The organism is Stenotrophomonas sp. 80084_Sma, assembly GCF_056481995.1.
This window is the reverse complement of sequence record NZ_CM151177.1, coordinates 653,765-666,905: the sequence shown is the minus strand read 5'-3', so window position 1 is coordinate 666,905 and position 13,141 is coordinate 653,765. Positions and strand designations below refer to the sequence as shown.

Here is a 13,141-nt window from a genome sequence, read left to right as displayed (position 1 = left end):
AAAGGAAATACGAAACTCACGGGGCAATGCTCGCTTCCGGCTCCGGCGTGCTCACCTGCAGTCCTTCCGGTGGCAACGGTTGCGGCATGCACACGGTTTGGCTCCACGACAACCCGTAGGCATCAGGCGCGTCAGGCATGCGGTAGTCGATACGGCAACGTCGCTTGCCTTCGGGGTCAACGATCAGCACACCACGGTCCTGCGCGCCGCGCAGCTGTATGACACCGCCCTGCCCGACCGCGCCCGCCGGCGTACCATCCTCGGTCTGCACTGCGGCAGCGAAGGGCAACGGCTGGCCCAACGCATCGGTAGCGTCGATGAACAGCGTGCGTTCGCGACGTACCTGGAACGGCACGCGCACGATGCCCCCGGCGGTAGGCGCGACGCGGTGCGAGGTCTGCAGCAGCTCCACCTCGATCGGCAGGCCGGAGGGATCCAGGTCGATGGTGTTCCAGCGATAGGGACTGATGTGCGGCAACAGCGCATAGCCGTTGCGGGCCACGCGCAGGCTGCCGCCGCCGATGCGTGCGCCCTGAGCGCCCGGTGCCTGCACCAGCGCAAAGCCCTCGCCCACCGGCGCGCCCAGATTGAGACCGCCGCCATGCACTGCCACGCTGCCGGACGCTCCCAGTGACAGGCTGCGGTAGCCCCCGCTGCGGCTGTAGCCCGCGTTGAGGTTGCCGTGGCTGCCCTGCCACGCGGCATAGGCACTATGGCTGTTCTGGCCCTTGTCCTGCGCGCTGGACAGGCTGTAACTCAGCGCACGCGACTGGCCCAGGCTGCCACTGATGCCCAGCTGTGATTGCCGCCCGCTGTCGGCCTGGCTCAGCTGGGTGCTGGCACGCGGTGCGTTGGCACTGCGGCCCAGCGGCACACTGAGGGTGAACGCATAGCGCGTATCCTGGCGACCATCGCCCAAGCGGTAGCGCAGCGCTGACACACTGTAGTTGACCCGTCCCAGCGTGCTCTGGAAACCCAACTGGAAGTCGTTGCGGCGTCGCGCGCTGTCCCAGTAGGACACGTGGCCGCCACTGAGATACAGGTTGCTGCGCTTGCCCACTTTCTGCGAGAAATTCACCTGGTAGCGCTGCCGTGCGCGCTGGCCGTAGCCCCAGTCGTCGTCGCGCACGCGTGCTGCGTCGTTGAGGCTGAGGAAGCCACGGGTACTGTAGCGGTACGCGGCCAGGCCGACGTTGGTGCCGGTACTGGCCACATAACGTTGATAATTCAAGCGGAAGCTGTTGCCGGTCGCTGTCTCGCTGCCGCGCAGGCGGGCGCGTGAGCGGGTGACATCGGCACCGAATGCGCCGATGGCGGTGTTGACCGCGGCACCGGCCAGCAGCGCGTGATAGCCCTCGCCCAGCTGCGCGCCCCCCAACACGGTAAGCCGGTTGTTCAGGCCACGCGCATAGGTTCCCTCGGTGAAGCGCAACGTCTGCAGCGTCGTGCCTGTATCGCGCAGTTCACCAACGGTGAACGCGAAGCGCGACGTCCCCGCACGCAGCGCCTGCGGTACGGCGGAGAAATTGATGGTGAAGCGCTGCACGCGCCCATCGGCTTCGGTGATGCTGACCTCCAGATCGCCGCCGAAGTTGGTGGGATACAGATCCTCGATGGCGAACGGGCCGGGGGCCACGTTGCTTTCGTGGATGATGCTGCCGTTCTGGCGGATGGTGACCACCGCATTGCCTTCCGCAATACCGCGCACCACCGGCGCGTAGCCGCGCAGCGAATCGGGCAGCATGCGTTCGTCGCTGGCCACGCGCACGCCGTTGAATGGCAAACTTTCAAACAGTTCGCCGCCGGTATTGCCCTGGCCCAGCAGCAGCTGGCTGTTCCAGCGGGGAAGGTCGCGCTGCAGGTGGCTGCTGATGACCTGATGGCCGCTGCCCTGGTCGCCATGGGTGAACGACGCACGGTGGCGCAGGCGCCAAGCACCCAGATTCACGCCTGCCCGCAGACCCAGGTAGCTGCTGCCGTTGCCCTGGCTGCGGTAGTGGCTGGCGCTGTAATCGATGAATGCGGCCGTGATGCCGTCATCGCGCAGTTCCGGCGCCACGAAGCCGCGCGCAGCGATGGCCTGGGCGGCCTGTGGAATGCTGATGGAAAACTGCAGCTCGCCGCTGTCGAAGGTGGTGCTTGCCCCCTCCACCAGCGTTGGCAACTGCACGCACGCGCCTTCATCAGCCGGCAGCGTTTCCAGGAATGCCGGCTTCAATGGCAGCGTGCGTACCAGCGTCGGGGACAGGCAGGGCACGGCGAGGTGCGGGTCGTCGTCGATGACGAAACGGATGTCCTGGCTGCGCATGAACTGGCCGTTGACATGCACATCCACAGCGTAGTCGCCGGCCGGCAGGGGATTGCCGTTGGCGTAACGGGTCATGTCGATGGCCTCGCCGCCGATCAGGAAGCCTTCACTGAACTCGACCGGTGCAGCGACGGCGTCCACCGCCACGCCAGCCGAAAGTACTGCGCTGACGGCCGTCGGGAGCGACCGCACCGCGCGCAACGCCCGTGCGCGCCGCAGATGGAAGGTGCGAGGTGTTCTCATCGGTAATCGGCGGTAAGCACCGCCTCCCCTTTCACCTCACCGGGAACCAGCGGATCGGCGGTACGCAGATAGCGGGCACTCAATGGAATGGCCTGCGAGCCCTTGCTGGACCAGCCGTGGGACCAGACGTGGCCAAACTGCACCGGAAGGCCGCCGCGCAGCAGCTGCACCTGCACGCCGCCAGCAGTAGCGCCTGGGGCGGGGGCGAGTTGACCATTGCTGCTGCCAGGATTGTTGGCGTCGGTCAGCGACAGATGAACATCGATGTTGCCCATCGGGCAATCCATCATCACGTCGAAGCTGGACTCCTTGGCACTGCTGCCGCTGGCGGCAAGGTCATTGGCCACCACATTGTCGAGCGCGTGCGAGGTGCTGGTGATGCTGCAGGTGGCGGGGCGGATGCTGACTTCCAGCCGCATGGAGTGCTGCATCGTTTGGCCAGGGTCGGTATCTACCGATGAGGTGGCGAAGCCCAGGTCGGTGGCGGGGAAGCCTTCCATGGCACCGCCGCGAGCGAACAGCAAGATGGACAGGCTGGACATGACTGGCGAGGTAGTCGCCAGCACGAGGCCCGGGTTGCGATTCCGACCAGAAGCGAGAGGCATCTCGTTCTGCAGGGTGCTGCCCTGAGTGCTCAGCGAATGACGAAACCCGATCAACGGCGAGCGTGGGCCGACACTGTAGGCCCGGTAGATATGGCCGCGATAGTTGATATCACGCTCGTATGTCAGGCCAAGGACGGTCAGGTCAACGACAAATGCGGTCTGCCCTGCGGTGCACTCAAAGCCTTGTTCGACATAGCCGTTGGAATACGGCCCAAACGCGGCGTCGGGCCGATCCACGTTCGGCATTGGGAACGGTGGAAGCACGATGTTCTGGTCACCCGGCGCCAGCCGGGTACAGGCTGCCTCGGCGCCACCCGGAAGTGCCAGTACGCAGATGGCCAATGCCGACGCAAAGCACAGACGCAGCGCGGTGGAAGGACGGTTCATTGACAGGGATGCCGATACTTGAAAAGCAGGAAGTCTAGAAGCCACGCAACGCGCTTCCCATCGGATTAATTGCAATTGGCAGAGATCAAGCCGTTTTTGCAACTAGTTGCATTCCGCAGAAGCGCGTCCGCATCGAAACTGCCCACCGGCTGCCATGGGCGGCCATTGCGTGTCTTCATTCCTCTACAGAGAACTGCCATGTCACTGACGATCCGTCTGCTGTCTCTTTCCGTCATTGCCGTTGTGTCGCCTTCGGTGTCCGCCGAAACGCTGGAAATCACCGGCGAACTGATGACCTCCACCTGCTCGGTCGGCTCCACCGGCGGCACTATCAGCGTGCCGATGGGCAAGGTCGACCTGGCCTCGGTGAACGCCAACACCCGCGCGGGCCAGAAGAACTTCACCATCGCCCTGGATTGCTCCGGCTCGGGTACATCGCAGGACGTCGGCGTGCGCTTCGGCGGCACCCCCGATGGCAGCACCGGCAACCTGGCATTGACTGGGCTATCGACCGCCACCAACGTGGGCGTGGCGCTATACGACGCGGCTGGCAACCAGCAGAAGATCGGTGAGGACCCCACCGTCTGGGTCACCATTCCCGCCGGTGCCAGCGGCCAGCTGGCCTACAGCGCCTGGTATGCCTCGCCGGGCCAGAACGCCACCATGGGCAGAGCTGATGCTTCGGGTGACTTCGTGGTGCTGTACCGATAATCCCGCGGCCGGTTGGCGCCGCACGGCGCCGGCCGGCGGCCTCAACGAGACGCCCTATGAAACTCCGCCATGGTTTCCGGCTGGTCACCCTGTTGGCCAGCCTTGCCGCATTGCCGGTGTCGGCTGCAGTGACGCTGCAGGGTACCCGCGTGATTCATGACCTGAACACTGGCCGCGATGTAACGGTAAAGGCCAGCAACGTCGGCGAGCTGCCGGCGCTGACCCAGGTGTGGATCGATGATGGCGACAGCCAGTCGCGCCCTGAGAACGTGCGTACGCCCTTCCGGCTGACGCCCGCGGAGCCGCGCCTGCTGCAGCCGAAACAGGGCCAGGCGTATCGGATCACCTATGCGCCACGCCCATCCGACGAACCACTGCCGACGGATCGCGAATCGGTGTTCTACTTCAACCTGCTGGACATTCCGCCCAAGCCCGAAGATGCCGCCGGCAGGAATCTGCTGCAGTTTGCGGTACGTACCCGGGTGAAGCTGTTCCATCGTCCTGCTGGCCTGCCAGGCAATGCCCGCGATGCAGCCGGCCAACTGCAGTGGCACGCGCAGGCGGGCGGCTTGCAGGTGAGCAACCCCAGCGCCTATCACGTGACGCTGAGCACGCTGTCCCTGCCCGATGGCAGCAAGGTGGACGTGGACATGATCGCCCCCGGTGCGCAGGTGAACCTGCCGCTGCCTGCCGGTGCAGCGATGCCGACGACGCTGAAATTCCAGTGGCTGGATGACTACGGCACGCCGCGCGATGCCGAAGCGGCCGTCGTTCGCTGATTCCAGCCGCGACCCCACTCGTTCCTACAGAGACAAATACCCAACATGAAGAAGATGATGACGCCGCTCACTCGCTACGCCCAGTTCAGTGGGCGCGCCAGCCGCAGCGAGTATTGGTGGTTCCAGTTGTTCATCGTGATCGTTTCGATCCCGCTGTACATGCTGAGCTTCTATGCCGGTTACAGCGGCTCGCAGGGCCTGGCCCTGGTATCGACCGGCCTGAGCGTGGTGATGTGGCTGGTGTTCGCCTTGCCGTGCATTGCAGCAACCGTCCGCCGCCTGCACGATACCGACCGTTCGGGCTGGTGGATGCTGCTGGCGTTCGTACCGTTCGTCAGCCTGGTGCTGCTGGCGTTTCTGGTGCTGCCCAGCACTCCGGGCGACAACCGCTTCGGTGCACCGGTTCCACATGTGTAACCAGCCCGCGTTGGTAGGTGCCGACCTTGGTCGACACGGTTCTGCTATGGGCGACTGACACATTCGTGCCAACCAAGGTTGGCACCTACCAGAGCAATGCGGTAGCGCCGGGCCATGCCCGGCGTTCTTCATCACGCGAAGTGCTGGTAACCGCCGTCGGCAGCTTCGTCATCCACATGCACGCCCTGCCCTTCGGCAATACGGCCGATGCGGGTAAGCGGCACGTCCAGCGATTCGGCCAGGTAGTGCAGCGCGTCGCGCTGGTCGGCGGCGGCGGTGAAGCACAGCTCGTAGTCGTCACCACCGCGCAGTGCGCAGTCGCGCGCACCATCGCGACCGAGCAGCTCACGCAGCGCGTGCGAGATCGGCAACGAATCGGCATCCACATGCGCGGCCACGTTGCTGCGCGTGGTGATGTGGCCCAGATCGGCCAGCAGGCCATCGGAAACATCCACCGCCGCATGCGCGAATGCACGCAGGCGCAGGCCCAGAGTGACGCGCGGGGCGGGACGCAGCAGGCGCAGGCGCAGGGTTTCGTAGTCGGCCAGCAAGGTGGCGGCAGTGACGTTCAATGCGCCCTGCTGCCACAGGCGCAGTGCACCGGCAGCATCGCCGAGAGTGCCGCTGACCCAGATGTCATCGCCAATCTGTGCGCGATCACGACGCAGGGCCTGGCCGCGGGATACCTGGCCCATCGCGGTGACCGACAGCGACAGGGGGCCACGCGTGGTGTCACCGCCAATCAGGGCGATGTCATGCTGGTCGGCCAGGGCGAAAAAGCCATCGGCGAAGGCATCGATCCAGTCGTCGCTGGCCTCGGGCAGCGACAGTGCCAGCGTGCACCAGGCCGGGCGCGCGCCCATCGCCGCTAGGTCGGACAGGTTGACGGCCAGCGTCTTCCAGCCGATGTCGAACGCCGGGGTCTCGGCCGGGAAATGCACGCCGCTGTTGAGCGTGTCGGCGGTGACCACCAGTTGCTCGTTCGGGCGCGGCTGCAGCAGCGCAGCGTCGTCGCCGATGCCGAGCACGATGTCGTCGCGCTCAACGGTGCGGGCGCGGATGCGGTCGATGAGGGCGAATTCGGCCAGGGACATGGGGCGCTCCCGCGTTTGTACGTGCCGCGCCGTGCGCGGTGGGCGGTAGTGCCGGCCGCTGGCCGGCAACCTCAGGATCCCTGCAGTTGCCGGCCAGCGGCCGGCATTACCACAGGTGGGTCAGTGACCCGATTCGACCTTGCGCCATTCCACGGCGGCACGATCCAGCACGCCGTTGACGTAGGTGTGGCCATGTTCGGAACCAAAGCGCTTGGCCGATTCGATGGCTTCGTTGATCACCACGCGGTACGGCACGTCCAGGCGGTAACGCAGTTCGTAACCGGCCAGGCGCAGCACCGCGCGCTCGATGGCATCCACTTCTTCGATGCCACGGTCCAGGTACGGGCCGAGGGCTTCGTCGATGTCCTTGCGATTGTCCAGCACGCCATGCACCAGCGCTTCGAAATACGCCAGATCGGCGATTTCACGGGCCTGCTCGTGGGCGAACTGGGCGATCAGCGACTGTGCGTTGCCGCCAGAGATCTGCCAGGCGTAGATGGCCTGCACGGCACGACGGCGGGCGCGCGAGCGCAGCACCGGATCGACGCCATCACGGCGGACGGGTTTACCGGAGGGCTTGCCCTGGGTGTTCTTGTTCATGGCAGTTGCTCCAGCAGGTTGACCATTTCCAATGCAGCGATTGCGACTTCTTCGCCCTTGTTGCCGTGGCTGCCGCCTGCGCGGGCCTCGGCGTCTTCAACGCGTTCCACCGCCAGCACGCCGTTCAGCACCGGCACGCCGAAGTCCAGCTGCACGCGCATCAGACCCTCGGCGCAGCGATCGGCCACGTGCTCGTAGTGACGGGTATCGCCACGGATCACGCAGCCCAGGATAAGGATGGCGGCGTGTTCGTGGGCGGCGGCCAGGCGCGCGGCCACCAGCGGCAGTTCCCAGGCACCCGGCACGCGGATCACGTCGATGTTGGCTTCGGTGATGCCGTTGCCGGCCAGGCTCTGGCGGGCGCCAGCGACCAGCGTGTCGGTGATGCGGGCATTCCAGCGGCTGGCCAGGATGGCGAAGCGCGCCGATTCGGGAGTGCGAAGATCGCCTTCGAAGTGGCTCATATGCGGCTTGGGATTCGATTAAGGGGTAATTCTACCGTGGATGGGCCCCGGCCGTGGCCGATGGTGGCCCGGGGCGTGCCGACCAACGGTCGGCACCCACCGGTGGCACGGGGTCGCCACCCACCGGTAGTGCCGGCCGCTGGCCGGCAATCACGGGGACTGCGGTTGCCGGCCAGCGGCCGGCACTACCCATTACAGGGTCACCGTCTCCACCACTTCCAGGCCGTACCCGGCCAGGCCGATCTGGCGGCGCGGGGTGCCCAGTACGCGCAGCTTGCCCAGGCCCAGGTCGGACAGGATCTGCGCGCCAGCACCATTGCGGCGCCACTGGCTCACGTCCTTATCCTTGCCCGGCACCACCGGCGCCGGCTGCTGGCGCAGGCGAGCCAACAGCGCTTCGCCGTCGCGCGGGGCCGACAGCACCACCATCACGCCGCTGCCTTCCGCGGCGATCGCGCGCAGGGCATCGGTGGCAGCCACGCCGAAGTCATCACGGCGCCAGTGCAGCAGGTCGGCCAGCGGGTTTTCCACCTGCACGCGCACCAGGGTGGGCGTGTCCGCATCCGGGGTGCCACGGACCAGGGCGAAATGCAGGTCGTGGGCGATGCGGTCGCGGTAGGTGACCAGCTTGAACGGACCGAACTCGGTGTCGATGTCGCGCTCGTCCACGCGCTCGACGGTTTTTTCGGTGGCCAAGCGGTAGGCGATCAGGTCGGCGATGGAGCCCATCTTCAGGCCGTGCTCGCGGGCGAACACTTCCAGCTCCGGGCGGCGCGCCATGCTGCCGTCCGGGTTGAGGATCTCCACCAGCACGCCGGCCGGTTCCAGTCCGGCCAGCATGGCCAGGTCGACGCCGGCTTCGGTGTGGCCGGCGCGGGTCAGCACGCCACCGGGCTGGGCGATCAGCGGGAAGATGTGGCCCGGCTGGTGAAGGTCCGACGGCTTGGCATTGGGCTTCACAGCGGTGCGGATGGTGTGCGCGCGGTCGTGCGCCGAGATGCCAGTGGTCACGCCTTCGGCCGCTTCGATGCTGACGGTGAAGTTGGTCTGGAACTGCGCGGTATTGGCCTGCACCATCGGCGCCAGGCCGAGATCGGCAGCGCGGGTGCGGGTGAGCGGCAGGCACACCAGGCCGCGGCCGTGGGTAACCATGAAGTTGATGTCGCTGGCCTTGACCAGCTCGGCGGCCATGATCAGGTCGCCTTCGTTCTCGCGGTCTTCGTCATCGACGATGACGACCATGCGGCCGAGGCGGATGTCTTCCAGGATGTCGGGAATGGGGGCGAAGTTCATGGGGTATCTCCCTGTGGGTGCTGACCGTTGGTCGGCACTCCGATCAACCGCTCGACATAACGAGCGACCAGATCGATTTCCAGGTTGATCGCGCTGCCCACGCCGGTGGCGGAGAACGCAGTATTGGCCACGGTGTGCGGGATCAGCGCCACTTCAAAGCCCTCGTCGTCCACTTCGTTGACGGTGAGGCTGACGCCGTCCACGCAGATCGAGCCCTTCTTGGCGATGTAGCGGCGCAGGGCGGCCGGCGCGGCGAAACGCCAGCGCTGGGCACGCGCATCTTCATGGATGGACAGGACCTGGCCGAGGCCGTCGACGTGGCCGCTGACCAGATGGCCGCCAAGGCGGTCGGTCGGGCGCATGGCGCGCTCCAGGTTGATGACTGCCCCTTCGCCCAGCTGGCCCAGCGTGGTCAGGCCCAGGGTCTCGGTGGACGCATCGGCCTGGAAACTGCTGGCGTCGAATGCGATGACGGTGAGGCAGACACCGTTGATGGCAATGCTCTCGCCCATCTGCACGTTGTCGAACGGCAGATTCCCGACGTTGAAGGTGAAGCGGACATCGCCGCCGATGGATTCGCGTGCGGCCAGACGGCCGACGCCTTCGATGATTCCAGTAAACAAGTAACGTTCTCCGCGAAAAGTGAGCGAAAAACGCCGCAAGGCAAACAGGCGGGCGCAGGGCCACAAAGGCCCTGTAGCACCGTCTTCTTTCATCCGGACTATACCGTCGGCTCCGGCATTGGACCGGATCTGCTGACCCCCGGCGGTAAGGCCGGAGCGCTCGCGGGCTCGTGCTTGCGCACCTACCGCCGGTGGGGAATCGCACCCCGCCCTGAAGACGTTTGTGTACCGGCGAACCGGCGTGGCTAGTGTACCAGCCCGTGCTGAACGGGGTCGGATGCCACAGCTGTGACGGCCGTCGCTCGCAATTTGTAAAACTTTCATTAAAATTCTGCCCCGGACGACATGAGGTCGCCACGGGCAGCCCGCTGGGCATGCCCGCCAAAGGACTGAAATTCACAGGAATTCCCATGCGCAAGATCCTGATCGTGGCCGCTCTGCTGGCCGCCGCTCCGTTCACGGCGTCAGCTGACGCCCTGAGCTACACCTACGTCGAAGGCGGCTGGACGCAGGTCAAGGTTGACGACAACGCACTGGACGACCCGAAGGTCGACGGTGGCTACCTGCGTGGCTCGGTCGCCGTGGCCGAGCAGGTCTACGTGTTCGGTGGCTGGTCGCGCACCAGCAAGACCTACCACTACAGCGATGGCTCGCTGAAGGTTGAACTGAATCAGCCGGAGCTGGGCATCGGCTACCACATGCCGTGGACCGACCGCGTCGACTTCACCGCCGACATCGCCTGGGTGCGCCAGAACGCTGAACTGACCGATCGTTACGACGGCTACAGCGACCGCTACAAGGACCACACCAACCTGGCCCGCGCCACCATGGGCATCCGCGGCAAGCCGTCGCGCATGACCGAAGCCTGGGCCAAGGCCGGCTACATGGACGGCGGCAACAACTACAAGGGCACCTGGGTCGGCACTCTCGGTGGCCAGATCAACTTCACCAAGACCTGGGGTCTGGTGGGCGAGATCTCCGGCTACCGCGACGCCACCCAGTACTCGGCCGGCATCCGCGCCAGCTTCTGATCCAACGATCGCTCCTCGTCGTGCGATCGAACGGGCCCCGCAAGGGGCCCGTTTTTTTGTCCGACATACACGACCTCGTGACCCCCTTGCGCCATCGAAAGTCCACGCAGATGCGCTAGGCTTGCGCACCTCTGGAACAGGAAAACACCGTCATGAAGACCCCCACCCGTACCCTGCTGGCCAGCATGCTGCTGTGCGCCCCGCTGATCGCCACGGCCGCCCCGGCCACGCTGTCGCCCGAACAGGCGTTCGACCTGTATGCACGCACCCTGCTGGAAGACGACGCGACCGCCACGCGCGCGCTCAACGACGCACTGAAACCGGCATTCGAAGGCCAGGACGCTGTGACCCCGAACCCGGGTGCGCTGGCCAAGGCATTGGCCGAACCCTGGCAGACCATACTGGCCAGCACCGGCGCCAAGGTCGACGCTGCAGCCACCGAAGCGCTGTATGCCAAGGCGCTGCGTGATTCGAAGTGCCGCGCGACCAAGAGCGTGATCGAAGACAACGAATACGTTGAAGACCAGAAGCTGGCGCGCATCAGTTTCAGCTGCCAGGTGCCCGACCTGGGCAAGGTGCGCCCGTTGTTCGCCGCCAGCCTGGCCGCCGATGCCAGCCCGGCCTCGCGCAAGCAGTTCACCGATGCCTATACCCAGGCACTGCAGAGTGGCGCGCGCGTGCCGGTCAGCGCCACCTTCACCCTGTACCCGGCCAAGGACAACGGCTATTGGTACAGCGGCAACTTCGATGATCTGGTGGGCACCGTGGCCGGTGCACTTGCACCGTTCGAGGACTGGATTCAGGACGTGCAGGCCGCCACCGCACCGAAGGTGACCGGCGTACCGGGCTGCGACCTGCTGCTGCAGCAGCATCGTGCCTGCGTGGCGAAGATCGCACCGGACCAGATCAGCGGCGTGGACGCCATGGCCGAGGAGCTGAAGGCGAAGGCACAGGTACAGTCGGCCGATGAGATGACGCAGGAGTGCAAGGCACTGCGCCCGATCGCCGAGATGATGTGGACCGACGAGTGCGCGTGAGCACGTAAGAACTGAACGCCACGGCATCAGCGATGTCCTGCGGAACCTAGACCGCACGTTCGGATTAGTTGCATGGACAGACCACGGGGTGGGGAGCATTCTCTCCGCCCCGTCTCGATGGAATCACCATGCGCCGTCTTCTTCTCTGCCTGCTGGCCTTGGGTATGCACCTGCCTTCGGCAACTGCCCGCGACAGGACACCGGAAGACGTCGTTTCCCAGCATCTTCGGGCAATGCAGGAACGCAACGACCTCGCACTGCAGATGCTTGTCCAGCAGCGCAAGGCCGGCCAAACGGGTACAACCGATGTTCCCGTCGATGCACCGCCCATGGCGGTTTTGCTGGCGACGTGGACGAGGAACATCGAACGTCATGTCGATCCCTTCGATGGCGTGGATTCGCCGCATCTTGCCTGGGCGCTGCAGGTTCTGGCGAGCACCCAGTGCCAGCCTCACCGAAGCGAGGCATGGCACAGCCTGACCGAAGGCATGCAGGTTGCCGACGTGCACTTCACCTGTCGCGTGGGCGATGTCGAGCGTCTTCGATACCTGTCCGAGGCCACGGTCTTCGATGGCGGGGAGCAAAGCGAGCAGCGCTTCTGGACAGCCTACATCGCGACGTTGCGCGACGGTCCCTTCCACGAGATCGGTGGCACCACGCGCGTGGTATCAACCACTCAGGAGCCCGCCTGGCACAGCGAGAAGTCGAGGCATCCGAATGAAGACTTCCCCTCCGGTCGCGTCGAAAGTGACATATATGAAATTCTGATCGAAGCACTGATCACACAGCCGCGGCACCTGTACCGCGCGGGCACACATGACGCCGTCACACAGATGACAGGCATCGTGGCGTGTGACGACCTGCTGCACCAGCATCGTCGCTGCATGGCGCGCATTGCGCCGCAGGAACTCAAGGGGGTGAGTGAACTGGCCAGCACCCTGAGCAAGCAACGACAGCAGATTCCCGAGGCGGAGCTGCTGCAGCAATGCATGGCCTTCCGCCCAAGAATGCAGGCGCTTTGGACCCCTGAGTGCCGGTAGGCTGTGGCCACCTGCACGCTCATTCAGAACCGTTGCATGACCCTATGCGGCCTGCACAGTCAATGCTGTTGCCCTCTTCCATCGGGGCAACCGCATGAAACACCGCACGACGTCGACCATGGTCATGCTGATGGCGCTGCTGGCGTTGACGGCGTGCGGGCAAGCCAAAGTACCCAAGTCCAGGATTACGACCTTCTCGGTCATCCCAGCGGTTGCCTTCGAGTCAACCCTACTGAGCGACAGGCAGCTGGATGCGTGGATGAGCGAAGACGACGACTGCCACGCGTTCCTGATGTATCACGATCAGTGCGCAGTGCTGGTATTGCCGCATGAGTACGACGACGGTTTTACCCGTCACCAGCTGCGATTGAAGGCGAAGAACCTGCCGGGCGAGGTACTGGGCGCGTACTGCCGCAACCTGCATGCGCTGTGGAAGCAGCAGTGGAAGGGCCAGTGCCCCATCGGCGAAGAAGACGACGAGGATGCCTGACGACAAGGGCGTCGCCCCT

At 65.3% G+C, this 13,141-nt stretch carries 14 protein-coding genes and 1 riboswitch; of the genes, 7 read left to right on the top strand and 7 right to left on the bottom strand.

Annotation, left to right across the window (positions count from 1 at the left end; translation table 11 throughout):
* Positions 1–16: 16 nt before the first annotated feature.
* Both ACZK3W_RS02970 and ACZK3W_RS02965 read right to left on the bottom strand, forming a co-directional pair.
* Positions 17–2,551: a fimbria/pilus outer membrane usher protein gene (locus ACZK3W_RS02970; protein WP_478450440.1), complete on the bottom strand. Its 2,535-nt coding sequence runs from the start codon at positions 2,549–2,551 to the stop codon at positions 17–19.
* Positions 2,548–3,543, bottom strand: a complete 996-nt coding sequence (locus ACZK3W_RS02965; protein ID WP_478450439.1) for a fimbrial protein — start codon at positions 3,541–3,543, stop codon at positions 2,548–2,550. Before ACZK3W_RS02965 ends, ACZK3W_RS02970 begins: the two co-directional genes overlap by 4 nt.
* Before the next feature lie 198 nt (positions 3,544–3,741).
* On the opposite strand from ACZK3W_RS02965, the gene ACZK3W_RS02960 reads away from it, so the two are divergent.
* Genes ACZK3W_RS02960 through ACZK3W_RS02950 form a run of 3 tightly spaced genes read left to right on the top strand, consistent with a single transcriptional unit; the run spans position 3,742 to position 5,450 of the window.
* Positions 3,742–4,254 carry a fimbrial protein gene (locus ACZK3W_RS02960; RefSeq protein ID WP_478450438.1) on the top strand — a complete coding sequence of 171 codons (513 nt, stop codon included), beginning with the start codon at positions 3,742–3,744 and terminating at the stop codon, positions 4,252–4,254.
* A 56-nt stretch (positions 4,255–4,310) separates the two neighbouring features.
* On the top strand, positions 4,311–5,033 hold the full coding sequence (locus ACZK3W_RS02955) for a fimbrial biogenesis chaperone (protein ID WP_478450437.1): 723 nt from the start codon (positions 4,311–4,313) through the stop codon (positions 5,031–5,033).
* A gap of 57 nt (positions 5,034–5,090) precedes the next feature.
* Positions 5,091–5,450 (top strand): DUF805 domain-containing protein, encoded by a 360-nt coding sequence (locus ACZK3W_RS02950; protein ID WP_478450436.1) that lies wholly within the window; start codon positions 5,091–5,093, stop codon positions 5,448–5,450.
* Between the two features lie 131 nt (positions 5,451–5,581).
* Here ACZK3W_RS02950 and thiL read toward each other — a convergent pair whose 3' ends face one another.
* The 5 genes from thiL to ACZK3W_RS02925 all read right to left on the bottom strand — a co-directional run bounded on the left by thiL (position 5,582) and on the right by ACZK3W_RS02925 (position 9,524).
* Positions 5,582–6,544, bottom strand: coding sequence for a thiamine-phosphate kinase (gene thiL, locus ACZK3W_RS02945; protein ID WP_478450435.1), 963 nt, complete (start codon positions 6,542–6,544; stop codon positions 5,582–5,584).
* Between the two features lie 120 nt (positions 6,545–6,664).
* Positions 6,665–7,144 carry a transcription antitermination factor NusB gene (gene nusB / locus ACZK3W_RS02940; RefSeq protein WP_478450434.1) on the bottom strand — a complete coding sequence of 160 codons (480 nt, stop codon included), beginning with the start codon at positions 7,142–7,144 and terminating at the stop codon, positions 6,665–6,667.
* Positions 7,141–7,608 carry a 6,7-dimethyl-8-ribityllumazine synthase gene (ribH, locus tag ACZK3W_RS02935; RefSeq protein ID WP_478450433.1) on the bottom strand — a complete coding sequence of 156 codons (468 nt, stop codon included), beginning with the start codon at positions 7,606–7,608 and terminating at the stop codon, positions 7,141–7,143. Before ribH ends, nusB begins: the two co-directional genes overlap by 4 nt.
* A 192-nt stretch (positions 7,609–7,800) precedes the next feature.
* A complete protein-coding gene (gene ribB, locus ACZK3W_RS02930) occupies positions 7,801–8,901 on the bottom strand; it encodes a 3,4-dihydroxy-2-butanone-4-phosphate synthase (RefSeq protein ID WP_478450432.1) in 1,101 nt (366 codons plus the stop codon).
* A complete protein-coding gene (locus tag ACZK3W_RS02925) occupies positions 8,898–9,524 on the bottom strand; it encodes a riboflavin synthase (RefSeq protein ID WP_478450431.1) in 627 nt (208 codons plus the stop codon). The genes ribB and ACZK3W_RS02925 overlap by 4 nt, the downstream gene beginning before the upstream one ends.
* Before the next feature lie 77 nt (positions 9,525–9,601).
* Positions 9,602–9,747: riboswitch (FMN riboswitch) on the bottom strand.
* Positions 9,748–9,934: 187 nt separating this feature from the next.
* Between ACZK3W_RS02925 and ACZK3W_RS02920 the strand changes: the two genes are divergently transcribed.
* The 4 genes from ACZK3W_RS02920 (at position 9,935) to ACZK3W_RS02905 (ending at position 13,122) form a co-directional block, all read left to right on the top strand.
* Entirely contained in the window at positions 9,935–10,555 is a 621-nt protein-coding gene (locus ACZK3W_RS02920; protein WP_478450430.1) for a hypothetical protein, read from the top strand.
* A 152-nt stretch (positions 10,556–10,707) separates the two neighbouring features.
* Positions 10,708–11,592 carry a hypothetical protein gene (locus tag ACZK3W_RS02915; protein WP_478450429.1) on the top strand — a complete coding sequence of 295 codons (885 nt, stop codon included), beginning with the start codon at positions 10,708–10,710 and terminating at the stop codon, positions 11,590–11,592.
* Between the two features lie 128 nt (positions 11,593–11,720).
* A complete protein-coding gene (locus ACZK3W_RS02910; protein WP_478450428.1) occupies positions 11,721–12,632 on the top strand; it encodes a hypothetical protein in 912 nt (303 codons plus the stop codon).
* Between the two features lie 94 nt (positions 12,633–12,726).
* Positions 12,727–13,122, top strand: a complete 396-nt coding sequence (locus tag ACZK3W_RS02905) for a hypothetical protein (protein WP_012510035.1) — start codon at positions 12,727–12,729, stop codon at positions 13,120–13,122.
* Positions 13,123–13,141 lie beyond the last annotated feature (19 nt).